Consider the following 26,989-nt stretch of genomic DNA (forward strand, 5'->3'; position numbering starts at 1 on the left):
CCGTCTTTTTCGTCTTCGCTATCAACATAGTTGAAATTTGAGCGTCGCGAACTCCACGGCCTCCTTTGTCTTCCATGGCGCTCGGTGGTGAATCAGCTCGGCCTTGTAGAGCCCGTTGATGGACTCGGTCAAGGCATTGTCATAGCTTTCGCCTTTACTGCCCCCAGAAGGCTCGATACCAGCTTCGGCCAGCCGATCGGTGTCCCGGATGCTGACGCACTGCGTGCCTCTGTCGGAGTGGCAAACCAGGCTATCGCGCTCTGGCTGCCGCGCGTATAGATCTTGTTCCAGCGCATCGAGCACGAATTCCGTTCGCATCGGCTCGACTGTGCAACGGGCCACGACAACCCCTTCGCGTGCCAGTTGCCGCCACACCTTGTCGACGCCATAGTACGGGAGCTGGTGCTAATTGACCATCATTCCGATGCAAGGTGACCGGCCTGCTTGTACTGACCGCCGGCAGCAATCGACCCAAAGCGGAAGCAGCGAAACTCCGAAACGTGACGCTCTGCTAGGGTTAGCGTGGCTCGGCGACGTCGATGAAACCTCGGCCATCAGCGACCCAAGGTAAGCCAACAGCGGCCTCCCTTTTTGCCGCCTCCAGATCATGGAAGCGAGAGGCTTCTGCAGGCAGTTGTGCCCAGCCCTCGATATTGGCCAAGGCATTCTCGTAGTGGTACTGCTCTTCCCAGCCGTACGTGCCGTCTGCGCGCCTAAAGATGGCGAGCCGGCGTGTGCGCTCTTGGGAGTAGAGATGGCAGATTTCAGTGTCCATTGGTTAAGTGTTAAATGACAGGAGTTGGCCGAACTCAGTCGGTCACGACCAGCAGGCTGGTCAGTCGCGACCGGCACAAGCGGTCAATTCAACCGGAATTCGCAGCCATAGACCTGCTGTTGGCTTACCCAGACACGTTCAATCTGTGGCATCCGCATATCGTCGCAATGAGCGCGGGCACAGCGCTTATGTGGCTCGCGCAGCAGCTCCACATGTCTTCGATATGCCGACGCAGCGACCTGCAAGACCTTGCAGAGCAGCTCGACCTCGAAGGCATCGCAATGCTTGTCGATGAAGACCTTCAGGACCTGAGTCGGCAGTCATTCGACGACAACAACAACGGCATTTACGTCGGGCAGCCGCGTACGTTCTGCCTGCAAGCTTCGACCGCATTCTTAGCGCCGCTAACACTACTTTCCTTTAAGACCGGCATGAAGTATTTATGCTTTATGTCCTCATAGCAAGGCAACCCGTTAGCAAAGAGCTGTGGCGAAAGCTGCAGCCCCTGATCCCCGCCTTCACACCTTCGGTCAAAGGTGGCGCACACAAGCTCTCCGTGAGCTATGAGGCAGCTCTCAACGGCATCCTGTTTGTGCTGTAAACAGGCATTCCTTGGGAAGATCTCCCCCAGGCCCTGGGCTACGGCAGCGGTATGACTTGCTGACGGCGCTTAGGTGATTGGAATGCCAACGGCGTCTGGCAGAAGTTGCATCTGGCGATGCTGGTGCGACTGCGCGAACATGACCAGATTAATTGGAGCCGGGCCAGTATGGATGGCTCCTCGGTGCCAAGCCCCCGGGGGCCAAGAAACGGGCCACAACCCCACCGATAGAGACAAGCTCGACTCCAAACGGCACCTCGTTGTAGATGGCAGAAGCATCCCGCTGGTGATCCTGGTCAGCGGCGCCAACAGGCACGACTCCATGATGTTCGAGAAGTGCATGAATGCGATTCCAGCCGTTGCAGGCCTACTGGGGCGGGTACGCAAACGACTGGCGAAGCTGCACGTGGATAAAGGCTACGACTACAAGAGCTGCCGTGCTTACTTGAGGCAGCGCGGTATCGCCAGCAGGATTGCCATGCGAGAAGTCAAGAGCAGCGTAAGCTAGGCAAACATCGCTGGGTCGTGGAGAGAACACATGGATGCTTTGCGGGCTATTTCAAGCTGCGCATTCGCTTTGAAAGGCGGCAGGACATCCACGAAGCGTTGCTGAAACTGGCCGCTGCGATTATCTATGCACGCTTCGTGGGTCCGTGGTGTTATCCGCTCTAAGTATTTGAACGCGTAAGGGCTTGAAGCTAGGAAGTGTCTACTGCAATGGAGGTAGTCTTAGTTCCCAAAACGTCACCCGCCAAGGAAGTGCCGAAGCAGCCCGGTCGTAACAATGCCGATGACAACCGTGGGGAAGATGGACAGACGCGTAGCTGCAAGAACGGTAATGCCCAGGCCGACAAGATCGGCGGGGCGTTCTGAAACGAAAGACGGAGCGATAACCGAAATCAGCACGCACCCAGGCACGCTATCCAGCACATGCCGCATTCGTGGGCTTAATGCACGATTGCGAAGCGCCAAGTAGCCAAGAATGCGCGTCAGGTAGGTCCCCGAGGCCATCAGCGCTATGGTGCCGAGAGTGGCGACATCCAGCATCACTTTTCCTCCTTGGGAGCCATGAGCGCAGCGCTGCCAAGGCCGGCCACCGCGCCTGCGGCCACATACCAGGCCCCCTCAGGCATTAAGCGGTAGGTAAGCGCCGCAACGACAAGGCTGACAAGCCAGGGTCGACAAGCCATAGCGCCACGCCACATGCCGCGCAACAGCACCACAAACACGGCAATGAATGCCATGTCAAAACCGTAGCGCTCCAGATCACCGATCAATGGACTCACCACGGCCCCCATGGCGGTGAAAACAACCCATGTGAGATAGAGACCGATGGACACCCCTATGAAATAAGCCATGCTGAGCTCGATCGACGCTCGCCGCTTGGCGTCGGCCAGCGCCATGGCCCAGCTTTCGTCGCACATGAAAAACAGCGAGGCCAACGCCCTCCCAGTAGGGACATGTCTCAAGTAAGGCTCCAATGCTGCGCCCATCAGCAGGTGGCGACTGTTCACCAACAGGGACATCGAGGCAATCAGCAAAAGGTGAGGCGGTGAACTCCACAGCCGAATGGCAGTGAACTCAGAGCCGCCTCCGAAGTTCAGCCCCGTCATCAATGGCACTGCCGCTGCGCTCATCCCTTTTTGCGCCGCCTGTGCACCCAGCACCAGTGCAAAGGGAATAAACCCCAGCAGCACGGGCACCGAGGCCCAAAGTCCACGGCATAGCTCCCGCCTTGTCGAGAGCTGCTCAAAATCACAGGCACTTGCTGCGGTCGGATGTGTGGCTTCCATAAAGATTTCGCATCATTGAAACCTTGAATTCTGCTGATTACGGACTGAAATTTGGTAGCGTTATGGCTCTAAACTCCTAGATCCTTGGAACCCAATATCATCAAAGCGGCAATTTATGGAATTTGATGCCATTGACCGAAAAATCCTGCATGCACTGCAGCATGATGGACGCCTGCAAAATGTCGACCTGGCCAAAGTCGTAGGCTTGTCCCCTTCCCCTTGTCTGCGAAGAGTGCGAGCGCTAGAAGACGCGGGAGTGATCGAGCGCTACGTGGCAGTCCTCAATCCGACCAAGATCGGAAAGGGACTTTCAGTGTTTGCCCGCATATGGCTCAAAGGACAAGATGCGACGACGGTAGATCGCTTCACAGCGGCGATTCAGCAGTTGCCGGAAGTGGTGGAGTGCCACTTGATGGCAGGTGACTGCGACTTCTTATTGCGTGTGGTCGTGGCTGACCTGGAAGAGTACAGGCAATTTCTGGGCAAACATCTCACACGAATTGCAGGTGTACAAAGCGTCAAGACCGATATACCTATGCAAAGGGTCAAATTGACGTCAGCCCTGCCTGTCTAGCGCAGCCACTATGCCTCTGTGCGAAACAGATCGCGATACTCTCGCGGCTGGCTCCTCCAGTATTGCTTTGGAGCATCGACCTGGGCGCCCAGACTTGCTGCTGCATGCCAAGGCCAGCGAGGATTGAACAATGCAGCTCGACCGATGGCAACCGCATCGGCCTGGCCGGATGCAACGATATGCTCTGCCTGGTTGGGCTCAGTGATCAAGCCAACCGCAATCGTAGGAATGCCGGTGGCTTGTTTGATAGTTTCAGCAAAGCCGACCTGATAGCCTGGCTGGACCGGAATCTGTTGGGCTGTGGAAAGTCCGCCAGAAGACACATGCGCAGCCGCGCAGCCGAGTTCTCCGAGCCGACTCACGAGCTCCACAGACCCCTCAATGTCCCATCCGCCTTCAGCCCAATCCGTTGCGGATATCCGCACCCATACCGGCTTGTCCGCACTGACGGCCTTGCGGACAGCGGCGAATACCTCCAGTGGGAACCGAAGACGGTTTTCCAGAGCACCGCCGTACTCATCATCGCGGCCGTTGGACAGTGGAGAAAGGAACTCATGCAGCAAATAGCCATGAGCCATATGAATTTCGATGCCGTCAAAACCCAGAGCGTCTGCCCTCTGGGCTGTGGCCACGAATTCCTCCCGAACCCTGGCCAGGTCCTCCTGGGACATGGATGCAGGAGCGACATCTCCGGGAGCATGCGGAATTGCCGAGGGTGCTTCGGCCATCCACCCCCTTGACGCGTCGGGTGCAATCTGCGCTGCGCCGCGCCATGGGACATCACTCGAAGCCTTGCGGCCAGCGTGCGCAATCTGAATCGCCACAGGCATGGAAGAGAACCGACGCACAGAGCTCAGCAGCCGCCCCAGGGCCAACTGGTTTTCATCCGAATAAAGTCCAAGATCAGCATCGCTGATGCGCCCGATGGCTGATACCGCTGTAGCCTCCAGCACCAACAGACCTGCTCCTGATGCAGCCAAGCTTCCATAATGCATCAGATGCCAGTCATTGGCGTTTCCATCCTGCGCCGAGTACTGGCACATCGGGGCAATCAGGATTCGGTTTGCCAACGTAAGATGGCCCAGAGACAAGGGTTGGAACAGTTTCGATTGCCCAACGGGGGGCGCGACATTGCCGAGAGACGGGTCAGTTGTTCGTTGCATAGGATTTAAGATTGCTTTGGGTTAGCGGAGCCAGCAGATTGCGATGTCTTGCTTCAAACCGGCCAAGTGGAAATCTTCAGGATCGATTCATTGCTGCTGTGGCATCACAGGTTTCGTCGCAGGCTTTGAGCATGCCGCGACCTGTTTCTGCCAGCCATTCGCAAGATCCTAAGCGGCCACTACTGAGGCAACAATGGCCATTTTTTGCAATCCCGCGTTGCAAAATTCGCAACGTCACAAAGGCCGCTCTGCCATCGGCCTGGTCACATCGAGCGCTGAGGGCACAGCATGAATCGTTGAAACTCAGCTGTGCCCCCTTTACCTTTGAGATCGAACGCGTCCTAAGCGCTATACCGCGCAGTAGCGTTCCTGAATCGCCACATCGTCGAGCATCTCTGCAGCTGTCCCCGAGTAGACCACTTCGCCCTGATCCAGGATGTATGCGCGGTCGGCGATCTTCAGTGCCAAGCTCACGTTCTGCTCAATCAGCAAGATGGTCACCCCTGCTTTCTTGAGGGACGTGAAATACTCGAACATTTCATCCACCAGCACCGGCATGATTCCCTCCGAAGGCTCGTCCAGCAAAATCATCTTCGGCTGGGATGCCGCCGCGCGAGCGATTGCGAGCATCTGCTGCTCCCCTCCGGACATCGTGATTGCGTTCTGATCGAGGCGCTCCTTCAAGCGAGGGAAAGTCTCGGCGATCTCATCGATGACCTCCGATTCTTTCTTGCGCAAGGGGGAAGCCAGCAGGCCCAAGCGGATGTTCTCCCGCACAGTCAGCCCCGGCACGATGCGCCGCTCTTCAGGCACATACGCCAGCCCCATGGAATAGCGTGCATGTGCAGGCGTACCCAGAACCTCCTTGCCGTTGAACTTGACAGAGCCTGTGACCTTCGGGATCAGGCCAGCGATGCTCTTCACCGTGGTCGTTTTTCCTGCGCCATTGCGGCCAATCAAGCAGACCAGCTCACCTTGGCTGACAGAAAGATCTACACCCTGGAGGATATGGCTGCTTCCATACCAGGCATTGAGACTTTTTATTTCAAGCATAGGTACCTCAATGGTTTCCATGACCCAGATAGACGCGCTTCACCAGATCGTTAGCGCGAATGTCATCGGGTGTTCCCTCCGCAATCAGCTCCCCGTGGTGCAGCACGATGAGCCGCTCGCTGATTCCCATCACCATCTTCATTTTGTGCTCGACCAGCACCACCGTTCGCTGCTCCACGAGCTTGCGAATAAGGTCCATCATGACCTTGGTTTCCTCTGGACTCATGCCTGCCGTTGGTTCATCCATCAGCAGGATCTTTGGATCAGCGGCAAGTGCCACGGCAATCTCCAGCGCCCTCTGTTGACCGTGGGCGAGCTCGCGCGCGGGCCGGGCTGCACGGTCTCTGAGCCCCACGACCCCAAGCAGATCCAGAGCGCGCTCGGACAGCCCCTCCAGGTCGCATCGCGGGCGCCAAAGCCCGTAGCGTGAAACATGGGCCTGCAGGGCGATGCGCACATTTTCCAGCGCAGTGAAATGGGGAAACAGATTGGTGATCTGAAATGACTTCGCGATACCGACGCGAGCGAACTCGTGTGGCTTGAGCTCGGTGATGTCCCTGCCCATGAAGAAGATCTGTCCGGAACTGGGCGAGAACGCTCCAGATAGCAGGTTGAAATAGGTGCTTTTGCCCGCGCCGTTGGGTCCGATGATGGACGTCAGAACACCCGGGCGAATCTTCACGCTCACATCCGTGAGCGCCTTGAAGCCGCCGAAGTTCTTGCAGACCGATCGGGTCTCGATGATAGATTCAGCGTTCACGAGAAGCCCTTTCCAAAAATGTTCCCCAGACACCCTTCGGGAAGAAGAGGACAAAAAACACAAACACTGCGCCCACAATCAGTTGCCAATGCTCTGTCCAGGCGGATGCTTGGTCCTGAATCAGCAGAAACAAGGCGGCGCCCACGAACGGGCCGAAGTAGGTGCCCATGCCTCCTAGCAAGCACAGCATCACAACCATCCCGGAGGTGGCGTAATGAAGCGTCTCGATAGGCACGCTGGAGAGGTGGATGGCGTTGAGCGCGCCAGCCAGGCCGCAAAACGCCGCGGACAGGACGAATGCCAGCAGCTTGGTTCGTTCAATGTTGAAACCACAGGCACGGGCACGCGCTTCGTTCTCACGAATGGCCTCAATCACGCCTCCAAATGGCGACGCCAGAATCCGGGAAAGCAGCCACAGCGCCAACGCCACAAAGCCAAGAACGAAATAGTACTTTTGCGTGGGATCGAGCAGATTCACCTTCAGGCCGAACAGGCTGATGTCCGCCACGTTCACGCCACGCAGTCCGTTTTCGCCTCCTGATGCTGGCAACTGGTAGACCAGAAAGTAGACGCACTGCGATAGTGCGAGCGTCACCATGGCGAAGTAGATGCCACGCGTACGGATCGCCAGCAGCCCCATGACAAGAGCCACAACGCAGCTCAGAACAACCGCAGCCGGAATCGCAAGCCACCAGGCAAACTGGTGCTGCGCAATCAGAATACCGGCAGTGTAGGCACCGACTCCAAGAAATGCAGCATGTCCAAACGAGAGCAATCCGGTATAGCCGAAAAGCAGGTTGAACCCGACAGCAAAAAGGCCATAGATCAGGATATTGATTGCCACCGACTGATAAGGCATCAGCCACGGAAAAATCAAGAAGAAGATCAGTGATGCCGCGACTCTGTGCGCAGACAGGGCTTTCATTGCAGACGGCAACTTGAGGCCGTCGGCAGGCTTGGCCGGTTGGGCGGAAATAGACATATTGAGTTCTTTCATGACATCAGCCCGGCTCGACCAAACAAGCCTTGCGGCCGGACCAGCAACACACCGGCCATGATGAGAAACATGGACACTTTGGCGGCCTCTGGAAAGAAGAGCACGGCCATGCTCTCGACGACTCCCACCAGCAGGCCTGCTACAACAGCCCCCATGAGTGATCCCATGCCACCCACAACGGTGACCACAAAGGCCACCGTCAGCACCGAAGTGCCCATTTCCGGCGATACCCCCTGCAGCGGGGCTGAGAGCACACCTGCAAGCGCCGCAATGCCCGTCCCCACACCGAAGACAACCAGCCAAACACGTGAGACATCAATGCCAAGCACACGAACAATGACCGGATCGCGGGCACCGGCGCGGACAATGAGGCCAAAGGAGGTCTTCTCGATCAGCAGCCACAGCGCCGCCAGGAGTGCCCCCACAACGCCAATCACAAACAGGCGATAGGTGGGAAACTCTGCAAATCCGAGGTTGGTTGCTCCCTGGAGTGCCTCAGGTGTGTCGAACGGGATGCCAGCCTTGCCCCAGAGAATTCGCACCCCTTCGACCATCATGTATGCGAGTCCAAAAGTCAGTAGCAGCGGATAGTCGATGCCGCGCCCGTAAAGAGGCCGGATCAACCATCTCTCGCACAACATGCCCAGAGCGCCGACAACCACGGGAGCGACAAGAATTGCGGCCCAGAAACTGCCGAACTTTTCGGCGGCAAACAACCCGACGTATGCGCCGAGCATGAAGAAGGCGCCATGGGCAAAGTTGACGACCGTGAGCATCCCGAAAATCAGCGACAGCCCCACCGCCAGCAGCACATAAATCGCGCCTAGCGCAACTCCGGTGAAGAGTTGCAACGCAAGTAGATCAAAGGTAATTTCCATGATTCATCTCCACAGAGCACTCGAAACCTGTGCCCTGCTCAACCCTTGAAGCCCAGCTCCTGGCACGATCTGAGCAAGGCCTCGTTGCCTTTTTCGGTGTGCAGCACCTTGAACACATCCGCAGGATCCTTGGCGTCCTTCGAGTTGGACTCGATGATGAATACCGACTGCACAGATTGGTTGTCACAAGCACGGAAGTACTGCAGCCCCTTGTAGGTGTCGTACTTCAGAGCGCGCATTGATTTGGCGACCTTGTCGCTGTCGGTCGAGCCTGCTGCTTTGACGGCCAGCAGCAGTGACTTCACAGCCGAATACGCCATCGCCCCATAGTCCGAGGGATAGCGGTTGTCATTGGCCGCTCGGAACGCCGCGTTGAAAGTCTTCGCAGAAGGGGTGCTATCTTGGATCTCCCAGAAGTACTGGGTGCCGCCTATGACGCCCTCGTAAGCACTCGCACCACCGGCAACCCTGGCTGTATAGGTCAGGATCGGCGTGACAAACTGAATGCCTTTCTTCATGCCGAAATCGGTCGCTTGCTTGATGGCAATACGGTTGTCGTTGCCGAAATTGTTGAAGATCAGCACATCCGGCTTCATTGCCCGCAGACGGGGCAGAAATGTCGAATAGTCCTGATGGCCCAGCGGATGCTTGACTTCCCCTACGACTTCGGCGCCGACCTCTTTGGCCACCCGGGTGAAGCCTCGGGTCATCTCATGCCCATAGGCGTAGTCGGCGGTCAGGAACGCCACACGCATGCCCTTCTTGAATACATAGCGACCTACCGCCTGGGTGGTCATATGGGGATTCAGTGCTTCATGGAAGGTATAGGGGCTGGCGTCGGTGGCCTCGTTGATCGCATCCGATTGACTGATCGATACATAGATGACCTTGCGCTGCTTGGTCACGTTGTTGATCGATAGCTGGGTGGCCGCAGAAAGCCCGCCAACGATGAAATTGGCCTGATCCTTTTCCAGAAGTTCCAGGGTTCGGGTCGCCGCCTCGCCGGGGTTCAATTTGTCATCTCGCACCAGCAGCTCGGCTTTGCGACCGGCAAGGCCTCCTGCATCGTTGAACTCCTTGACTGCGAGCTCGGCATTTTTCACCTGGTCCTTGGCCTCCGCACCGTAGGGTCCGGTCAAGGGAACAGGCAGACCAATCTTGATGGGCTGTGCCTGCGCAGTGAAGGCTGCGGTCGCAGCGAACGCCATCGCCAGGACGTGGCGAATCGTGGGGTGGTAGGTCATGGAAGTCTCCGTTCTCACACCCTTGAGTGGGTGCTATGCTGTTTATCGTTCGATAACTTTGTCCTTGCACAAGTAATTTGTCAATTGATAAATTAGCTAGGACATACCCCTAGAGGAGACCCTATGAACAAGCTCATGGATCCAGGCACCGATCCCCAGGAAAAGACGCGCCAGCGGCGTCTTGCGCCCGAAGAGCGCGAGCATCAAATCGTTCAATCGGCTATCGCCGTGTTTTCAAGACTGGGGTTCGACGCCAGCACCCGAGACCTCGCGGCCGCGATGGGCGTCACCCAGCCCCTGCTGTACCGCTACTTTCCGACCAAGGAAGCGCTGGTGGACAGGGTCTATGACGAGGTTTTTGTCCGGCGCTGGAATCCCGAGTGGGAAGAATGGCTCGCAGACCGGTCAATCCCGCTGGCCGAGCGCCTGAAGCGGTACTTCAAGGACTATGCGCGATTCGTGTTGCGCAGCGAGTGGGTTCGCATCTTCATCTTTGCGGGCCTAAGCAAAGCCGGTATCAATCGCAAGTACCTGAGCCGGCTTCGCGAACGGCATTTCCTCGTGATCGCCCGAGAGCTGCGCTCCGAGTATCAGATACCGGAGCCGACCGCCGACAGCACGGAGGAAGACGAAGTGGAACTCATATGGGCCATGCATTCCAGCGTTTTCTACATGGGAGTGCGCAAATGGATCTACGACCTGCCCACGCCAAAAGACCTGGACCGCGCTATCGACATGCGCGTGGATGCATTCATCGCCGGCGTTCCACCGGTTCTCAGGGCTTATCGGGGTTAACGAGGGCAACGCCGGAAACGCCGCCTCTTGCGCTGGCTTTTTTCTTGCCCTAGTATTTATCTATCGATAATTTATACATCGATGGAGTACATACATGCCGATAAACAAGCTTGCGCATTTTTCGGTGCGCACCCCCTCTTTGGACGAATCCCGCCGCTTTTACTGTGAAGTGCTGGGCTTCAAGGAAGGATTTCGTCCACCGTTCAAGTTTCCTGGCCTATGGCTTTATCGCGGCGGGGACGAGGCCGACTTCGGAGTCGTGCATCTCATCGGCATCGACAAAGATGACCCCGAAGGGCTCAATGAGTACCTGGGCGCCAAGGAGGAGCAGGCCCTACATGGCAGCGCGGCCGTGGATCACCTGGCCTTCCTGGCTACAGACCTGCCGGACATGCATCGGCGACTGCGTGCCAGGAACCTGGAATTCCGCGAGCGCACGGTTCCCAGCCTCGGCCTGCACCAGGTCTTCGTCGAAGACCCATCTGGTGTCACGATCGAGCTCAACTTCCCTGCGCAAGAAGCTGTGGCGCTGCAGCTTGGTCAATAAAGTCCGCAAAGGAGACATAGCATGAGCACAAGCAAAAAGGTGTTGGTCATCGGCGGCTCGCTGGGCGGTCTCTTCGCCGCGAACCTGTTGCTGCGAAAAGGCTTCGACGTCCATGTGTATGAACGCGTCGCTGAGGAGCTCGAAGGACGTGGAGCAGGCATCGTCACGCATCCCGAGTTGCTGCAGGCCTTGGAGGCCGCGGGGATCGCCGTCGATGACTCCATCGGGGTTCAGGTTTCGACACGCGTGACTTTGGACTCGAACGGACAATGCATTGCAACGCAGGAACGCTCTCAGACCTTGACAGCATGGGGGCGGCTCTTCCATGTGTTGCGCAGCGCCTTCCCCAGCGAGCGCTACCACAATGCAATGGTGCTGACATCCATTGAGCAGGAGCCTGAAACTGTCACCGCGTGCTTTGCAGATGGAAGTCGCGTGACCGCCGACCTGCTTGTGGCCGCAGATGGTCTGCGCTCCTGCGTGCGCCAAGCCCTGCTGCCCCAGGCCAAGCCTCAATATGCAGGCTATATTGCCTGGCGCGGACTTGTGGACGAATCTGCGCTTTCAGACGCCGTCCTGAAGGACCTCTTTCCCTACTTCGCTTTCGGCCTTCCTGCGCATGAGCAGATGATTGCCTACCCTGTCGCAGGCAAGAACAACTCGGTGGGACCTGGTCAGCGACGCTTCAACTTCGTCTGGTACCGGCCCGCCGATGAAGCGACCACCCTCACAGCCATGCTCACAGACGCCTCTGGCAAGGTATGGGCAGACGGTATCCCCCCTCCTTTGGTTCGCCCCGAGGTGCTCGCGGATGCGAAAGCAGCGGCCCGCAAAGTGCTCGCACCGCAGTTTGCGGAGGTTGTGGAAAAAACCGAGGGCCTGTTCTTCCAGCCCATTTTTGATCTGGAAAGCGAACAGCTTGCCTTCGGTCGAGTGGCGCTCTTGGGAGATGCGGCCTTTGTCGCTCGACCTCATTGCGGCATGGGTGTCACCAAGGCCGCCGGTGATGCCGTCGCTCTCGCGGATGCTCTGGCCACCAATGACGACATTGCCTCAGCCTTGCGCATCTACGAAGGCGCTCGCATGCAACTGGGAAGTCAGGTCGTCGGCCATGCGCGCGATCTGGGGGCTTATATGCAAGCGCAAATCCTGACCCCGAAAGAAAGGGAAATGGCGGAGCGATACCGAACCGTCGAGGCGGTGATGAAGGAAACCGCCGTGCCCTTTATGGCCCCGCACTGAGCCTGGCACTCCCCTGGCAAGCGCCGCAAGTTGCCCCAGCTTGCGGCGCTTTTTGCAAACCAATCTTTGCAAATATCGCAACCACAGATTGCAAATTTACCGTATTCATTAAATTAATTGCAAAGAATAAAGTACTCCCATCAACCACGGTAGGAGCTACGCATGAAACCCATCGATGTCCAGGTGACTTCAGACTTTATCTGCCCATGGTGCTGGATTGGGCACCGCAAGCTGCAGCAGGCCATCAGGGACTCTGAATTGTCTGTTCAACCGCGCCTGGTCTACCAGCCATACGAGCTCAACCCGCAGATGCCCCAGGGAGGTCTGGATCGCAAGGCCTACCGTACTGCCAAGTTTGGTAGCTGGGCTCGCTCGCAAGCCATGGATGCCGAAGTCGCCCAGGTCGGGCAAAGCGTGGGGGCCGATTTTCACTATGAGCGCGTCCTGATCACCCCCAATACCCGTCAGGCACACCGCCTCATGCAATTCGCCCAGAAGCACGGCGATGCGCAGCAGGTGGATGTGCTCTACGAGTCCATTTTCTTTGCATATTTCTCGCTGGGTGAAGACATCGGGCAGATCGAAACACTGACTCGCTTGGCACATCAGGCAGGCCTGGATTCCTCTGTGGCAAGGAGCTTCCTGGAATCTGAAGAGGAATTGGACGCGCTGATTGCGCGTGAGCTGCAGGCCCACAGCGAGGGGATCGCTTCGGTACCCACTTTTCGCATCAACGGCACGCAAGTCAGCGGGGCACAGCCAGCCCATGTACTCGCCGCAGTTCTGAGTGCATAGAAACAGTTAGACAGCCAATCAATATGAGGAAAGCGCCATCGTCATGCTCGCCTACAACCTCGCTTATGAACGCGTACTCCGGGCCCCGCGCATGACCGTGGGACTGATGAGCCCGCTCGCACGCTCTGCAGGCCACATGGCAGACATTGCCACAGAAGCCGCAGCAGCCAAATGTGCCGACGCACTGGGGTTTGCTGCGTTATGGGCCAGGGATGTTCCGCTGATGGTTCCCCAGGGCTCGGCGTCAGAAGCCGTCGCTCTTGACGACCCGCTCGTGTGGCTGGGCTACCTGTCCGCACTGACTACCAAAATTGCCCTGGGTACTGCTGCGGTGGTCTTGCCGCTGCGCAATCCCCTGCATTTGGCCAAGTCCGCACTCTCCCTGGATCGCCTTTCTGGAGGGCGCTTTCTGTTCGGGTTGGGATCCGGCGACAGGGAAGCCGAGTTTGCGGCTTTCGGTGTGGATCCCGCGCGCCGAAATCTCGTATTCCAAGACCACTGGGCCTTGCTGCGGTCGGCACTATCGCCAGCTGCCGATGCCCGCACCGAGCTGTTGCAAGCAACCGGCGGGTTTGACATCGTGACCCCTCCCTCGCACCGGATTCCCATGCTGGCGGTTGGCACGGCTCGGCAGTCTTTGCAATGGATAGCAGCGAATTCCGACGGATGGGCCACCTATCACAGAGAAGACGCAAGACAGCAGGGGCGCATTGGCTTGTGGAGTTCTGCGCTTGCACAGCGCTCAGAGATGCCAAAACCCTTCATCCAATCCTTGCACCTGGAGCTGACCGACGACCCGGACGTACCGCCGACGCCCATCGAGCTGGGGCTGCGAGTGGGACGCAAGGCGCTTGTGAGCCATTTGCTGCGACTTGAATCCCTGGGCGTCGCACATGTGCTGTTGAACCTCGGCGCAACGCATCGCAGCACGCTGCAGATCGTGGAAGAAATTGGCCGGGACGTACTGCCCGCCCTGCAAACCTCTTGATTATTTTGAGAAACCTATGACACAGACCAAACAACGCCGCGCACTCATCATCGGAGGCTCGCTGGGCGGACTATTCACTGCCACGACCTTGCGAGCGATTGGCTGGGACGTGCACATCTTCGAACGCTCGGCCCATGATCTGGACAGCCGCGGAGGCGGAGTCGTACTGCAAGCTGATGTTCTGGCTGCTTTTCGCTTCGCTGGAATCGACTATGACGAGAGCCATGGCGTGCCTTCCGGCGACCGCATCTATCTCGGCGCAGGTGATGCTGTCCTCAGCCGCCAGCACATGCCGCAAACCCAGACCTCCTGGAACAGCTTGTACAGCGCCATGAACCGCAGCTTGCCGCCCGAGCTGACCAGCCGCGCAGAACGTTTCATGCGTTATGAGCAGCATGGCGACGAGGTTGTCGCCTATTTCGAGAGCGGAAGAGTCGAGCGGGCAGACCTTCTGATTGGCGCAGATGGGCCCAAGTCTTCTCTGCGAGCACAGGTGTTGCCAGGCGTCATGCCGACCTATGCCGGGTATGTCGCGTGGCGCGGACTGGTGCCCGAAACCTCTCTGTCCACCCGTGCTGTAGAGATGCTGCAGGGCACGTTTGCATTTCAGCACGATGGCGAAACCATGATGCTCGAGTACATGGTTCCCGGCGAAGACGGATCCATCGAGGTCGGCAAACGTCGCTGGAATTGGGTGTGGTACCGAAAGGTCTCACCCGGCGCAGATCTCCAATCCCTGCTGACCGATCGCAACGGCAAGGCAAAGACGACCTCACTCTATCCAGGTGCAGTGCAGGACGCCTATCTATCCGAGATGCGACATGCGTCGAAATTGCTTGCGCCGACTTTTCAGGATTTGGTGGAAGCTACAGCAGAGCCGTTTGTACAGGCGATCCTGGACATGCGCGTGCCCCAGATGGTGTTTGGGCGCGCCCTTGTGGTGGGTGATGCAGCATCCATTCCTCGCCCTCACACCGCAGGCAGCACTGCAAAAGCCGCCGCCAACGCCTTGTCTCTGGCACACGCACTGTCGCAGGGCGAGAACGACATCGATGCCGCCCTTCAGGCTTGGGAGTTTGATCAGCTTTTGGCAGCACGACAAATGACCGAATGGGGAATGCGCGCAGGCGATCGGATCATGGGCATTCCCAGAACGACCGCAGCAATCTTCCCCAGGCAGCCCTGACACCACCACCGAAGCCAACCCTCAAGGAGTGAACCATGACAACTGAAACCACCCTGCACTACGTCTACGACCCTTTTTGCGGCTGGTGCTACGGCGCAGCCCCTCTCATTTCTGCGGCAGCGACATTGGACAAGCTCGATATCAAGCTGCATAGCGGTGGCATGCTGACCGGCTCCGAAGCCAAGCTCATGTCTGAAGAATGGCGCGAATTCGTCATTCCGCACGAGCAACGCATCACGGCATTGAGCGGGCAGAAGTTCGGCTCGGCCTACCAGGAGAAAGCACAGTTCGACTACAGCATCGTGCTCGACTCGGCTCCACCGACCGCAGCCATGCTGGCGGCACAGGCAGTGGCAGGAAAGGGCTTGAGCATGCTCAAACGACTTCAAACGGCTTACTATGTGCAAGGGCAGGCGATTGCAGATACCAAGGTAATTCAGCGCATCGCCCAGGAGCTGGGTTTGGATCTGGCGGCTTTCGATCCCGCCTTTGAGCAAGCAATGGCTGACATCGGCAAGCACTTCCAGCAAAGCGGCGAGTTGCTTCAGATGCTGGGCGGACGCGGCTACCCTACCCTGGCCCTGGAACAGAACGGCAAGTTCACGCTGTTTCCCCTCGGGCAATTCCTTGGCAAGCCCGAGCTGTTTCGAGACACCTTGGCCGAGCTTGTCCAAGGCTCATAACCGGGACGGAGCCTGACGCTATTGAATATGCTCTAGGCTCCGGTCAAGGGCGTCAGAGCGACGTGATCCTGCAAAAAACTCAGGAGAGCCTGGACCTTGCGCGAAAAGCGGCGGTTAGGCAGGTAGGCGGCGTAAACGCTGACCGACTGTTCTCTGGGGTTGACCGCATAGTCCTCGAACAGGCGCCGCACACGACCGGAACGGACGTCGTCATGGACCAGCCATTCAGGCAATAGCGCGACGCCGAATCCACTGAGCACCGCCTCACGCAACACCTCGGAGTTGTTGGCCGTGAGGCGTCCTCCGACCTCCACATGCTGCGTTACATCTTGCTTGGTGAAAGACCAGCGCTGCACGCCGGCCTGGTAGGCAAAGCGCAGGCATTCGTGCTGGGTCAGGTCGGCAGGAGATTCGATGGGCGCTGCCGATGCAAGGTATTCCTGGCTAGCAACCACAAACCGGTGGTGCTCGGCGAGCTTTTTAACAACCAGCTGGGGCGAACTCGCCGGCGTTCCGATGCGGATGGCGACATCGATACGCTCGGAGAGCAGATCGACATAGGCATCCGAGAGCACGAGCTCCACGGACACACGAGGATTTGCATTCAGGAAGGCTGCGATGTGCGGCCCAAGATACAGGCGACCATAGGTGACAGGCATTGAAATACGCAGCGGCCCTACGGCTTCGGCACCCGAATCTGCAATGCTGCCATCCGCTTCTTCAAGCTCGGACAGCACACGGCGCACCTGCTCCAGATAGACGGCACCGGTATCGGTGAGCGAAACCAGCCGCGTTGATCGCGTGAGCAAGGCACTCCCCAGTGACTCCTCCAGTGCATCGATCAAGCGCGTCACAGAGGATGTCGCCACCCCCATTCGCCGGGCGGCCTTGGAGAAACCCTGGGTCTCCGCAACATCAACAAAGGCTTTAAGGGCCAAGAGCTTGTCCATCTGATTTTTTGCGTATGTTGTGATGTATCAGCACGTATGCAATGGGCCGATTGCTGCGAAAGAACGAATAGCGCTCTGAAGAAGGCGTCGCTTAGCTAAGCCCTCACACCGAAACTGTCGAATCGTACTGTCAGTGCTTTATGCATGCTGGCCAAGGGAATGAGCTCAGGCACTCACTGCCCGTCATAATCGGGCAGACTATCTTTGGCATCCATGGAAACCAATCGGCTCACAGACATCGCTGCATTTGTTCTGGCAGTGCGTACCGGTAGCTTCACGGCCGCCGCCGACCAACTGGGATCGACGCGCTCGGCGGTCAGCAAAAGTGTAGCGCGGCTTGAAGCACGGCACGATGTGCGCTTGCTCAATCGCTCGACACGCACGCTCAGTCTCACCGATGAAGGAGCCATTGCCTTCGAGCGCTGGCAGCAGATCCTCGACGATCTGGAAGAAGTCGATGCCACCATGGCGCAGCGCAAGGGACGACCCACAGGCCTGCTCAAACTGACTGCACCACTGTCCTTTGGTCAGCGCTACATACTGCCGGTGCTGGACGACTATCTTCGGCAATGGCCAGAGGTGCGGGCCCATGTGTCGTTCTCTGACCGGTTTGTGGATCTGATCGAAGAAGGCTACGACATTGCCGTGCGCATTGGCGAACCTGACGAGAACTCGCTGCTCATGGGACGCACCATCGCCTGTCAGCAGTTCGTCACCTGCGCGGCACCAGCCTATCTGGAGCGCAGAGGCACTCCACACACGCCTGCAGAGATTGCGGAGCACGACGCCATCGTGTTCCTGTCGGCCGACAAGCCCCGTCCCTGGCAATTTCAAGGCAGCGGCGCGCCCCTGCTCATCCCTGCCCCGGGACGCCTGAACCTCGACAGCTCCGAGGCCATGCGCTCTGCAGCGCTCGCAGGATTTGGTCTGGTGAACCTGCCGACCTATATCCTGGGTGAAGACCTGCAACAAGGTCATCTGGTGGAAGTACTACGGGACTGGCGTGCCACGCCAGACCCCATTCGCCTGATGTACCCGAGTCGACGCCACCTTTCGCCACGGGTGCGCTCTTTCATCGACCTGTTGGCCGAACGCTGGGGCGAACACGCACCTTGGGAAGCCAGTCCTGGTTGCGCTTGAATTCAAGCCAGTGCCGTTGAAGGCTTAGTAGGCTGCAGGCGGGCGTCCGAGCTCGACTTTGAGTAGCCTGTCGGCAGGCGGCTTCAGGCTGATTGCTGCGGGTCAACTCGACTAGGTCAATGACCGCGGCTACCCAAAGTAGTCATTGCACTGAATCGCCCTTGCATGGAGGAGCCAGGAGCGCCCATATGGGCGAAGCTTCTGGTATCCTTCATTTCTGTTGATACAGCGATGCTCTGGGGATTACCACTTGTAGTTCAGCTTGACGATGCCAGTGCGCCCTTCGCCCAGGTTGCAGGCGACCGTGGCGAAGCAAGAGGCCACGTAGTACTTGTCAGTCAGGTTACGGACGTGGACGCTGGCACTCCAGCCTTTCCAACTTGGCGATAGCTTTGCCAGGTCGTAGCGCATGGCCAGATCCAGCAAGGTGTACGAAGGCACACGGAAGGTATTGGCGAAGTCTCCCCATGCAGCGCCCGTGTAACGGGCTCCCAGGCCGATGCCCAGGCCATCGAACACGCCTTCCCGGAATTGGTAGTCCACCCAGGCTGAAGCCATGTGAGTGGGGGCGCGGCTGGGCCGTTTGCCCACGTTTGCAGCCGTGTTGTCCTTGGTCGTTTCAATATCGGTGTAGCTGTAGGCTGCCGATACCTTGAGGTTTCGAGTTACCTGGCCTATTACTTCCAGCTCGGCACCGCGTGAGCGGACCTCCCCGGTTTGCACGTTGTAGGCAATGTTGTCGGGATCGACGGTGCTGACGTTTTCGCGGCGCAGATCAAAGAGCGAAAGGGTGGACAAAAGCTTGCCATCCAGTGACTGGTATTTCAGACCGACTTCTTTTTGCGTACCACGCTCCGGATCGAAGGGTGTGGAGCCGCGTGCAGGAGAGCTGAAGCCGGTGACCGGGTTGAAGGACTCTGAGTAGCTCACATACGGCGTGAAACCGTTGTCGAACAGGTAGTTCAAGCCGACGCGTTTGGTGGAGGCGGACCAGTCGCGGTCCGAGGTCACTGCTCCATTGAGGCGGTTTTCGATGCGCGAAGACACACGGTCATGACGTGCACCGACGGTGGCCACCCATTGTTTCCAGCGTAGCTGGTCCTGCACGTACAGGCCAGTCTGACGGCTTTCCTGGTTAGTGTTGAAAGAGGCGGTGTAGATCGAGGTATCGATGGGTGCGCCATACACGGGGTTAAAGATGTTGATGGGCGATGCCACCCCGGTTTGTTCGACACGCTTGGCGCTGCTGCGAGCATGGTCCAAGCCCAGCAAGACTGTGTGCGAGACCGGCCCTGTGCCAAATCGACCTTCCACACGGGTGTCCACTACGGTGTTGTTGCCGTAGGCGTGGCGCATCGAATAGCTGCGATTCAGCATGTTGCCGTTGAGCAGTCCGCTGGCGCGGGCCAGATATTGCTCGCGGTTGTCGATGTACGAGCTGCGGAAGTTCTGCTGGAAGCGCCAGTTATCGCTGAACTCGTGCGAAAACTCGTAGCCCAATGAGGTGACTTCGGTGGTCTCTCTGTCGAAGCTGGGCTCGCCTACCAGACGACTCATTGGCACCCGTCCATATGGGCTGGAGCCGTCTACGGCCGCATACGGGATGTTGGTCGTGTACATGGCCCAGTTCTTCTGGTAGGAAGGAAGTATGGTCAGCCGCGTGCGGGGGCCGGCCTTCCAGGTCAGGCTGGGGGCGATGTAGACACGCTTGTCTTTGAGGTGGTCAATGGTCGCGTCGGCATCGCGCGCCAGCGCCACGAGTCGGTACAGTACGCTGGCATCTGCATTCAAGGGACCACTGACATCGACGGCTCCCTGAAGACGATTGTTTGTGCCTGTGGACAGTTCCAGCTCACCACGCTTGTCTTCCGTTGGACGTTTGGAGACCAGGGACACGATGCCGCCGGGTATGGAGGCCTGGCCATAGAGCACCGACGCCGGGCCTTTCAGCACCTCGACACGTTCCAACGCAAAAGGTTCTTCCGCGAAGTAGCCAAAATAGCCGTCTGGACGAATGCGCAAACCATCCAGGTAAGTTTTACCTTCCGCGAGGAAGCCTCGCATGAACAGAGTATTGGCGCTTGTCTGAGCACCGCCTGCGTCCGAACGCACACCCGAGGTGTAGCGCAAGGCCTCGGAGAGGGTCTGAATACCTTGCTCGTCCATTTGATCACGAGTGACTATGGACACAGCCTGCGGAGTCTCGCGCAGGTCCGTGTCAGTCTTGGTGCTGGTAGCAGTCCGCCTGGCAGTCCAGCCAACTACAGGGCTGGTGGCAGTTTCCCGCTCGACCTGCGCCGTCACCCGTACTTCGCCCAATGTGGCATCTTGTCCTGCAGCAGCGCCTGGTATCACGACGGGCATGGCACGCAGCACATAGCTGCCCGGTCCGGCAGGCAGGGCCTGCAGATTGGCATCGGCCAGCAGTTGTCCCAGCGCTTCGCTCACGGAGTAGCGACCATTAAGACCTGACGTGGATCGGTTCTGAACTAGTGCGGGTGGTGCGCTAATGCTGACACCAACGTCTGTCGCGAATGAGGTCAGAGCAGCACTCAGCGGTCCCGCAGGTATCTGGAAATATCTGACATTGGCTGCTTCTGGTGTAGGTGCTGTGGCGGCAGTGGCCTGAGCCAGAACGTCTTGAGGCATAAAGCTGCCAGCTGCTAAGGCGAGGGTAACGAGCGCAGCATGGGCGACAGTAGTGCGACGCAGTATCGGAAAAGTAGCCGAAACCGGCTTCGTTACGCAAGCCGCATGGGCGCAAGACAGTGAAACCATAAGTGTTCCTTGGGGAAAGTGCGATGGAAAGTGCAATGCAGAAAAGCTGCTCCATCGAACAGGACACACCGGTGTTTCAAAAGGTGCCAGATTGGACGCAATCCACTGAAAAACTCAGCTTGCAGGCAACAGGGTGACCCAGTAACGCGTGCGGTAGAGCACTTGTACGGGCAGCAGGTGCACCAGGTTCTGCAGCACGGCATCGGTGTCGGCCAACTGAAACACCCCTGTGAGCCGCAACTCGGCCACGGCCGGATCGCAGCGCAGCAACCCGTGGCGGTAACGGCCCAGCTCAGCCACAAAGTCACCCAGTCGTACATCATCGACGGCCAGCACACCACGCGCCCATTGGCCTGCGCCGCTATCGACAAGCTCTATAGGCGCGACCTGGTTACGGTCGAATGCTGTCTGCTCGCCCGCCCGCAGGCGCAGCCCAGTTGCAGCATCTCGTGGCTGCACCTCCACAGCCCCTTGCAGCACCGCCACCTGGCTGCGATCACTATCAGTGCTAACGGTAAAACGGGTACCGATGGCGCGAACCTGGCCCTGCGCAGTCAGCACCACCAGTGGCCGATATACGGGGTTAGGGTCGGGGGCCGTTTCCAGAAATACAGCACCTGAACGAAGGTGTACTTTTCGTTGACTGCTATCAAATTCAATTTGCACCACTGTTGCGGTGTCCAGCGTCATGCGACTGCCATCGTCCAGCGTCCAACTGCGCCATTCGCCCGTGGCTGTGGCGTGACTGGCCGACCAGCGCTGCCAGGGTTCGGTGTGCCATGCCAACCAGCCGGCAGGGGCCGCCACCATCAACACCGCCAAGGCGCGTGCAGCATCGCGACGTGCCAGGCGCTGGTCCCGGCGTAGGCTAGTACCCAACGGAGAGGGAACACCAGCTGCGCGCTGACTCACCGCCAGGGCACGCTGCCAAGCTTGCTCGTGCGCAGGAGCTTGGGCACGCCAGGCTGCGCAAGCCTGATGCTCGGCTGCCGTGGCGTCCTTCTCTTGCAACTGCACAAACCATTCCGCAGCCTGCAAAGCGACCTCGCGTGATAGAGGGGCTGCAGCGGAAGCTGCGGTGCTATTCATGGTGTCAGCAAAATGCATTCGGCCATCGCCTGAGCCATATAACGTTTGACGGAGCGCAGACCTATGCCTAACTCCTCGGCAATAGCAGCATAGGTCAGCCCCTCTACTTGGGACAGCACAAACACTGCCCTCACTTTGGGTGACAGACCGTCGAGCATGGCATCCAGCTCCTGCAGGCTTTGCAAGATGACAAGTTGCTGTTCAGGCGAAGGTGCCTGGGGTTCTGGTAAAGCGGCCAAGGCAAGCAGATAGGCCTGCTCCAGTGACTGACGACGCAGGTGATTGATCAACAGCCGCCGCGCCACCGTGACGAGGTAGGCGCGCGGCGCATTTAGCGGCTCTGCCGTAACCCCGGACTGCCCTGCGGGCGTAGCCATGAGCCGCAAGAAGGTATCCTGCGCCAGATCTGCCGCCTCCCAAGCATTTCCCAACCGTCGACGCAGCCAGCCCTGTAACCAGCCGTGGTGGTCAGTGTAGAGAGCGGCGACTTCTGGGTACACGGGAGTAGACGAGGCGGGCATGATGCAAGAGCAGGCAAAGGATCGGCAAAGAGCGCTATTATGAGATCAATTCTCATTTACATGATTTCTTTGCGGCCTGCTTTTGTGAACCCAAGTGATCGGCCATTGAGGTAGCAGTCATCCTCGAAGTGGACTGGCTGACATCGATCTACAGTGATTGCGCAGCGCCATGCAAATGATTCGTCGGCCATGACCGTTTCGGCAACCCTCTAGGCAGACTCACGAGATAGTTCGTGCACGCCACGCTTAGCCCATTTCAAAAATAAGACAAACCATCCCAGCCCCCAGAATCAAGGAAATGGCCATCCATCCGGCCCAACGCGGCTGAATACAGAGCAAGGTGGCGGTACCTGACGCCCCAACTGAAAGCAGGCCAATCCAAGACGTTACGCCTACCGAACATCCCCAGGAAGCAAGGCAAAGAAGAAGCGATGTCGGTAGTAGCAGCACTGCTGCACCGCGCAACAAGCGGCGATGGAGTTGTGGCAGCTCCAAAGCTCCTGTGAGTTGTTCGTAATGACGCTCCATCGCCAAGGCCAGCGCTGTCATACCGGCCCAGGCTAGTGCCAATGCCAAGAAGGTCGTGTGCAACATGCTCATACGCTGGCCTCCGCCACGGAGGTCCTCGCTGCACCTGACGCACGACGGCATAAGCTTCGGCAGGCCATCGTGGAGGCCACTCCAAAGAGGATTACGAATAGCTCCACCCCGGCGCTTTCCCAATCTCCTCGCTGAATCTGTGCCACTAAATGGTCGCCCACAGTGAGCCAGTTCAATAGCGGCAGCAGAAAACACAGAGTCGCCAGAGCGGCCAACTGCTCTTTCCAAACCGCGCTTGAATCTCTGCTCACGGCATGTATCAATGATAGTAGCCACAGGCCAAAGAACATGGCCAGCTCCCAGTCACGACGATGAGCTATCTCGACGGGAATGAGACGATTACCCCATAGATAGCCCACACAAGCCAAAGGCACGCCTGCAATAGCAGTTGTATTCAAGCCTTCAATCAAGCTGTACAGACGTGTCGAGGCCGAACCAAATTCTCCAAGGTGCCTTGTACGACGCTTGACTGTGAACAATATGGCACCGGTTGCAACCATCGCGCTGCCAGCCAGGCCGCAAAAGAAGTAAAGCCACTTCAGCATCAATCCGCCAAACTTCACCTTGTGGAGTCCGATCATGGCCGACTGCGCAAGGGCTACGCTGCCGCCTCCAACGGCTCCAGGTTGTCGCACACTGAGAACCTCGCCAGTGGCCGCCGAAAACAAGACCCTGCCAGTGGTGGCACTCAGCCGATCGAGCAATTCGTCATCTGCATTCCAGCCATACACACCAATGCGCGCTGCCGCATCCCCGGGATGATCAATCACTACGGCACGTACGGGTTGGCGTATGAGCTGTTGGCCTCTTGAAGCGAATGCCTCCAGCTCTGGGACGGCCATCGACACACCAGAGCGCGCAGGCTTTCCCGCATCATCCACGGCGGTCTCGAAAGCCACGGCGCCTGTAGATCCCTTCCCGAAGAACGTCAGTACCCCGCTGGGCATGAAAATCGCGGCCGAAATCATGATGCCGGTATAGGCGATCATCAGCTGAAAGGGCAGTGTCAGTACCCCCGCGATGTTGTGCGCATCCAGCCAACTGCGCTGACCTTTTCCTATGCGGAGCGTGAAAAAGTCCTTGAAGATTCGCCGATGCGTGATGACACCGCTAACCAATGCCACCAGCATGGCGAGAGCAGCCATACCCACGACCCACAAGCCCGGCTGTCCTGCATGCAGGTTGTGATGAAACTCCACAAAATGGTGCCCGCCTTGCGTACTGCGTGCCCTTGGTTTGACCGGCGCAACGACCTCGCCTGTTAATGGGTCCAGACGGGCTGCTGCGTACTCGCGCTTGCTATCGAACCAATAGGCAATCAAATGACCTGCACCTTCCGCGTTGGACGGCCACAGCTCCCACATCTCGGCACCAGGATGATGCTTCTCCATATAAGCCAGGCCAAATGCCAGTCGCCGAGCCCTATCGCCCTCTGCGGGGATATGCGGAGTCTTTTCCTCCTCGGCAGCTTCTTCAGCATGGTGCTCAGGTGTCATCCAGTGGGTAATCGGCTCCTTGAACACTGCTAACGTTCCCGTCAGCAAAATTGCAAATAACAGCCACGACACCCATAGCCCACACCAGGTGTGTAGCCAGGCCTGCGCTTGCCGAAAACTGCCTTGTGCTGCACCTAAGTTCACCTTCTGTTGAGTCATTTCAACCTACCCAAGCAAAAAGCAACACCGATCCAGCGGCGAACAGCGACGCTGCTAGGAGCACTCCCAGCCAAGCGTTTCGGAGAGAGACTGGCGAAAACACTCCGACGATGATCCCCGGGTACAGCACAAAGCCCCGCTGAATGCCGGCTAAAACGGCTTCAGCCCTGGAAATATCCAGCATTGGCCCTAACGCGCCACACCACACAACCCAGGCACTGGTCAGCAAATACCCTCCCAACACGGCGGCCACAAGCCGGCTCAGCAAGCGCAGGCCCGAGGACTGGAATATTGAAAAACTCGTGGACGGTCGACAAGTCATGGGAGTAAGCCCGAATAAGCAGGTGAGGACGATGTTTGGCACTGTCTGGACAAGCGCGTCACGACACTCGCACTTCCATCACTACCCTTTTGTGATCTATGACGTCCGAGATGCTAAAAAAGGGCCAACCGATAGCAATCGATGTGCTCTCGTCGAGGCGGCAAGGGCTGCAATGGATCAACTTGAAGCGGTCACTGCGCGCAGTAGCAATCGATGGGGTGGTGCGCACCTGATCCAGTAGCCGTGCGACCGATTTCGAGGATGACGAAGCTGTTAAAGACAGGTTGCGCTCAAAGGCCAGTTTTGACGGTTGTTGCCGCTCAGACTTTGAATGTGAGCGAGTCAAACCAGCAAGAGGCTGCCGTGGAGAGGTTCGCAGGGACTATCCGCTTCTGGCCGAGATGTTGAGTTCATGGCTATGCCAGGAAGCTGACAGTCATAAGGCTATGGCAGCCGAACATCACTAGTCGCTCAGGCGAGTCGAAGCCCACGCATCCTGTGTACCCCTCAACTCGATGGGAGACCATCATGGGATCTACAGGTAATACCGCTTATCGCGAGCCGTGGAACAAGGGCAAGATCGTCGGGCAGAAGGTTCCGTTCAAGCTCAAGGACATCTGGGCGCTGCGCGTAAGGCTCCAGATGGAAGGCCGGGTGCGCGAGCTTGCTCTCTTCAACTTAGGCATCGATAGCAAGCTGCGAGGATGCGACCTCGTCGCCCTTAAGGTTCGGGATGTATGCCACGGCGACCAGGTGGCATCGCGCGCGGTCGTCATGCAGCGCAAGACTCAGCGTCCAGTGCAGTTCGAGATCACGCAGGCTGCCCGTGACGCCTTGCAAGCCTGGATCAAGCTTGCTGGGCTGAAATCAGAGGACTTCTTGTTTCCGAGCAGACTACACAAATCTCCACATCTAGGGACACGGCAGTACGCCCGAATCCTCGGTCACTGGGTTGACGAGCTAGGCCTGGACCGCATGGAGTACGGGACACACTCGATGCGCAGGACAAAGGCGACACTGATCTACCGCCGCACCAAGAACCTGCGCGCTGTGCAGTTGCTGCTCGGCCACTCTAAGCTGGAGTCGACAGTGAGGTACTTGGGCATTGAGGTCGACGATGCCCTCGAGATCTCTGAACAGACGGAGATTTGAAGTTGCCGCTGACGGCCACACCGGAAACTGCGGCCGGGTGGCCGTCTTCAACGGCTGCAATGCGGCGCTGGGCCAAACTGGTACTTTCGGCCAGAAGCGGAACTTCAGTGTCTCGAACCCAGCGCCCGCTTCAGGCTTGGAGCCGTCGGTCGGTACTCGAAAACATCGTCGCGACATGTGCGCTGGGTCGGGGATGCTTATCAGCGGTCATTCACCAAGGCCGTCAACCGCCCCATAGCAAACGCTCAAGACTAAAGGTCGGGACTTCGCGGGGCACTGCCGCCATCCTTGCGCGGTGCATATCGCCGCCGTCAGCGATATGCATCATCCAATACGATCGTGGCAGTCGACGGTCAGTCGAACTTCATGTTCAATGTCGAGCCGCCCGACATGGCGCAGCTACCGGACGCCATCGCATCAGGCATGGTGTAGCGGCAAGTCATGGTGCTGCCTTTGTTCCCTTTTGCAAGGATCTCATTGTTGGCGTTCTGACCTGTGAAGCGCTCGCCGTTGAACATGACGTTGAACACGCCACCCCTGTTCAACGTGCCGTTCGGTGCACCGAAGCTTGAGTTGGTCGGCGCGAGATAGACAGAGTACGAATCCTTGATAGAGGCACTGGGGGCGTTGGAGGCACAACCCGTGACGGCAGCAGCAATGAGGGCGAGGGCAAACAATTTTTTCATCTAGAACTCCTGTGAATCGGTG

The 26,989-nt window shown here is 58.1% G+C and carries 29 protein-coding genes and 1 pseudogene; 13 read left to right on the top strand and 17 right to left on the bottom strand.

Features of this window, described 5'->3' with window-relative positions:
- Positions 1–21: 21 nt before the first annotated feature.
- Together F3J24_RS20100 and F3J24_RS20105 are read right to left on the bottom strand one after the other, a co-directional pair.
- Positions 22–390 (bottom strand): annotated as a pseudogene (locus F3J24_RS20100) (IS3 family transposase); the annotation flags it as partial.
- Positions 391–517: 127 nt separating this feature from the next.
- Positions 518–775: a hypothetical protein gene (locus tag F3J24_RS20105; RefSeq protein WP_167010059.1), complete on the bottom strand. Its 258-nt coding sequence runs from the start codon at positions 773–775 to the stop codon at positions 518–520.
- A gap of 14 nt (positions 776–789) precedes the next feature.
- Here F3J24_RS20105 and F3J24_RS25200 point away from each other — a divergent pair, with 14 nt between their 5' ends.
- The 3 genes from F3J24_RS25200 (at position 790) to F3J24_RS25210 (ending at position 2,048) form a co-directional block, all read left to right on the top strand.
- Complete coding sequence (locus F3J24_RS25200; protein WP_167010061.1) at positions 790–1,236, top strand: hypothetical protein; 447 nt, start codon at positions 790–792, stop codon at positions 1,234–1,236.
- A gap of 312 nt (positions 1,237–1,548) precedes the next feature.
- Complete coding sequence (locus F3J24_RS25205) at positions 1,549–1,884, top strand: transposase (RefSeq protein WP_370527756.1); 336 nt, start codon at positions 1,549–1,551, stop codon at positions 1,882–1,884.
- A complete protein-coding gene (locus F3J24_RS25210) occupies positions 1,809–2,048 on the top strand; it encodes a transposase (protein ID WP_370527757.1) in 240 nt (79 codons plus the stop codon). Before F3J24_RS25205 ends, F3J24_RS25210 begins: the two co-directional genes overlap by 76 nt.
- A 72-nt stretch (positions 2,049–2,120) precedes the next feature.
- On the opposite strand, the gene F3J24_RS20120 is transcribed toward F3J24_RS25210, so the two are convergent.
- Both F3J24_RS20120 and F3J24_RS20125 read right to left on the bottom strand, forming a co-directional pair.
- On the bottom strand, positions 2,121–2,423 hold the full coding sequence (locus F3J24_RS20120; RefSeq protein ID WP_167010063.1) for an AzlD family protein: 303 nt from the start codon (positions 2,421–2,423) through the stop codon (positions 2,121–2,123).
- Complete coding sequence (locus F3J24_RS20125; RefSeq protein WP_167010065.1) at positions 2,423–3,169, bottom strand: AzlC family ABC transporter permease; 747 nt, start codon at positions 3,167–3,169, stop codon at positions 2,423–2,425. Before F3J24_RS20125 ends, F3J24_RS20120 begins: the two co-directional genes overlap by 1 nt.
- A gap of 115 nt (positions 3,170–3,284) precedes the next feature.
- Between F3J24_RS20125 and F3J24_RS20130 the strand changes: the two genes are divergently transcribed.
- On the top strand, positions 3,285–3,743 hold the full coding sequence (locus tag F3J24_RS20130; RefSeq protein ID WP_167010067.1) for an Lrp/AsnC family transcriptional regulator: 459 nt from the start codon (positions 3,285–3,287) through the stop codon (positions 3,741–3,743).
- Positions 3,744–3,751: 8 nt separating this feature from the next.
- Here the strand turns inward: F3J24_RS20130 and F3J24_RS20135 are convergent, their stop codons facing one another.
- The 6 genes from F3J24_RS20135 to F3J24_RS20160 form a co-directional block, all read right to left on the bottom strand.
- Positions 3,752–4,906 carry an NADH:flavin oxidoreductase/NADH oxidase gene (locus F3J24_RS20135; RefSeq protein WP_167010069.1) on the bottom strand — a complete coding sequence of 385 codons (1,155 nt, stop codon included), beginning with the start codon at positions 4,904–4,906 and terminating at the stop codon, positions 3,752–3,754.
- 348 nt (positions 4,907–5,254) lie between these two features.
- Positions 5,255–5,980 carry an ABC transporter ATP-binding protein gene (locus tag F3J24_RS20140; protein WP_240154403.1) on the bottom strand — a complete coding sequence of 242 codons (726 nt, stop codon included), beginning with the start codon at positions 5,978–5,980 and terminating at the stop codon, positions 5,255–5,257.
- The gene (locus F3J24_RS20145; RefSeq protein WP_167010071.1) at positions 5,967–6,719 is read right to left on the bottom strand and encodes an ABC transporter ATP-binding protein; all 753 of its coding nucleotides are present in this window, start codon (positions 6,717–6,719) and stop codon (positions 5,967–5,969) included. Before F3J24_RS20145 ends, F3J24_RS20140 begins: the two co-directional genes overlap by 14 nt.
- Positions 6,709–7,716, bottom strand: coding sequence for a branched-chain amino acid ABC transporter permease (locus F3J24_RS20150; RefSeq protein WP_167010073.1), 1,008 nt, complete (start codon positions 7,714–7,716; stop codon positions 6,709–6,711). The genes F3J24_RS20145 and F3J24_RS20150 overlap by 11 nt, the downstream gene beginning before the upstream one ends.
- Positions 7,713–8,588: a branched-chain amino acid ABC transporter permease gene (locus F3J24_RS20155; RefSeq protein ID WP_370527758.1), complete on the bottom strand. Its 876-nt coding sequence runs from the start codon at positions 8,586–8,588 to the stop codon at positions 7,713–7,715. The genes F3J24_RS20150 and F3J24_RS20155 overlap by 4 nt, the downstream gene beginning before the upstream one ends.
- Positions 8,589–8,632: 44 nt before the next feature.
- Positions 8,633–9,838, bottom strand: coding sequence for an ABC transporter substrate-binding protein (locus F3J24_RS20160; RefSeq protein WP_167010077.1), 1,206 nt, complete (start codon positions 9,836–9,838; stop codon positions 8,633–8,635).
- Positions 9,839–9,961: 123 nt separating this feature from the next.
- Here F3J24_RS20160 and F3J24_RS20165 point away from each other — a divergent pair, with 123 nt between their 5' ends.
- The 7 genes from F3J24_RS20165 to F3J24_RS20195 all read left to right on the top strand — a co-directional run bounded on the left by F3J24_RS20165 (position 9,962) and on the right by F3J24_RS20195 (position 16,074).
- Positions 9,962–10,633 carry a TetR/AcrR family transcriptional regulator gene (locus tag F3J24_RS20165; protein ID WP_167010079.1) on the top strand — a complete coding sequence of 224 codons (672 nt, stop codon included), beginning with the start codon at positions 9,962–9,964 and terminating at the stop codon, positions 10,631–10,633.
- Between the two features lie 94 nt (positions 10,634–10,727).
- Positions 10,728–11,180 (top strand): VOC family protein, encoded by a 453-nt coding sequence (locus tag F3J24_RS20170; RefSeq protein WP_167010081.1) that lies wholly within the window; start codon positions 10,728–10,730, stop codon positions 11,178–11,180.
- A 21-nt stretch (positions 11,181–11,201) separates the two neighbouring features.
- Positions 11,202–12,422, top strand: a complete 1,221-nt coding sequence (locus F3J24_RS20175; protein ID WP_167010084.1) for an FAD binding domain-containing protein — start codon at positions 11,202–11,204, stop codon at positions 12,420–12,422.
- Positions 12,423–12,584: 162 nt separating this feature from the next.
- Positions 12,585–13,217: a DsbA family oxidoreductase gene (locus F3J24_RS20180; RefSeq protein ID WP_167010085.1), complete on the top strand. Its 633-nt coding sequence runs from the start codon at positions 12,585–12,587 to the stop codon at positions 13,215–13,217.
- 43 nt (positions 13,218–13,260) lie between these two features.
- Positions 13,261–14,205 (top strand): TIGR03571 family LLM class oxidoreductase, encoded by a 945-nt coding sequence (locus tag F3J24_RS20185; protein WP_167010087.1) that lies wholly within the window; start codon positions 13,261–13,263, stop codon positions 14,203–14,205.
- Between the two features lie 16 nt (positions 14,206–14,221).
- A complete protein-coding gene (locus tag F3J24_RS20190) occupies positions 14,222–15,391 on the top strand; it encodes an FAD binding domain-containing protein (RefSeq protein WP_167010089.1) in 1,170 nt (389 codons plus the stop codon).
- A 35-nt stretch (positions 15,392–15,426) separates the two neighbouring features.
- On the top strand, positions 15,427–16,074 hold the full coding sequence (locus tag F3J24_RS20195) for a DsbA family protein (RefSeq protein ID WP_167010091.1): 648 nt from the start codon (positions 15,427–15,429) through the stop codon (positions 16,072–16,074).
- Between the two features lie 32 nt (positions 16,075–16,106).
- Here the strand turns inward: F3J24_RS20195 and F3J24_RS20200 are convergent, their stop codons facing one another.
- Complete coding sequence (locus tag F3J24_RS20200) at positions 16,107–17,024, bottom strand: LysR family transcriptional regulator (RefSeq protein ID WP_167010093.1); 918 nt, start codon at positions 17,022–17,024, stop codon at positions 16,107–16,109.
- Between the two features lie 213 nt (positions 17,025–17,237).
- Here F3J24_RS20200 and F3J24_RS20205 point away from each other — a divergent pair, with 213 nt between their 5' ends.
- Positions 17,238–18,164 carry a LysR family transcriptional regulator gene (locus F3J24_RS20205; protein ID WP_167010095.1) on the top strand — a complete coding sequence of 309 codons (927 nt, stop codon included), beginning with the start codon at positions 17,238–17,240 and terminating at the stop codon, positions 18,162–18,164.
- A 243-nt stretch (positions 18,165–18,407) separates the two neighbouring features.
- Here the strand turns inward: F3J24_RS20205 and F3J24_RS20210 are convergent, their stop codons facing one another.
- From F3J24_RS20210 to F3J24_RS20230, 5 genes are all read right to left on the bottom strand, one after another.
- Positions 18,408–20,942, bottom strand: a complete 2,535-nt coding sequence (locus F3J24_RS20210) for a TonB-dependent siderophore receptor (protein ID WP_370527751.1) — start codon at positions 20,940–20,942, stop codon at positions 18,408–18,410.
- 114 nt (positions 20,943–21,056) lie between these two features.
- Positions 21,057–22,031, bottom strand: a complete 975-nt coding sequence (locus F3J24_RS20215; protein WP_167010100.1) for a FecR domain-containing protein — start codon at positions 22,029–22,031, stop codon at positions 21,057–21,059.
- Positions 22,028–22,552, bottom strand: coding sequence for a sigma-70 family RNA polymerase sigma factor (locus F3J24_RS20220; RefSeq protein ID WP_167010101.1), 525 nt, complete (start codon positions 22,550–22,552; stop codon positions 22,028–22,030). The genes F3J24_RS20215 and F3J24_RS20220 overlap by 4 nt, the downstream gene beginning before the upstream one ends.
- 246 nt (positions 22,553–22,798) lie before the next feature.
- On the bottom strand, positions 22,799–23,152 hold the full coding sequence (locus tag F3J24_RS20225; protein ID WP_167010102.1) for a DUF3325 domain-containing protein: 354 nt from the start codon (positions 23,150–23,152) through the stop codon (positions 22,799–22,801).
- Positions 23,149–24,807: a PepSY domain-containing protein gene (locus tag F3J24_RS20230; protein WP_167010103.1), complete on the bottom strand. Its 1,659-nt coding sequence runs from the start codon at positions 24,805–24,807 to the stop codon at positions 23,149–23,151. The genes F3J24_RS20225 and F3J24_RS20230 overlap by 4 nt, the downstream gene beginning before the upstream one ends.
- 850 nt (positions 24,808–25,657) lie before the next feature.
- Here F3J24_RS20230 and F3J24_RS20235 point away from each other — a divergent pair.
- On the top strand, positions 25,658–26,281 hold the full coding sequence (locus F3J24_RS20235; protein WP_167010104.1) for a tyrosine-type recombinase/integrase: 624 nt from the start codon (positions 25,658–25,660) through the stop codon (positions 26,279–26,281).
- Positions 26,282–26,634: 353 nt separating this feature from the next.
- Here the strand turns inward: F3J24_RS20235 and F3J24_RS20240 are convergent, their stop codons facing one another.
- A complete protein-coding gene (locus tag F3J24_RS20240) occupies positions 26,635–26,967 on the bottom strand; it encodes a hypothetical protein (protein ID WP_167010106.1) in 333 nt (110 codons plus the stop codon).
- Positions 26,968–26,989 lie beyond the last annotated feature (22 nt).

Origin of the sequence: Comamonas sp. Tr-654, from assembly GCF_011752915.1 — a bacterium.
Classification (GTDB): Bacteria; Pseudomonadota; Gammaproteobacteria; order Burkholderiales; family Burkholderiaceae_C; genus Comamonas.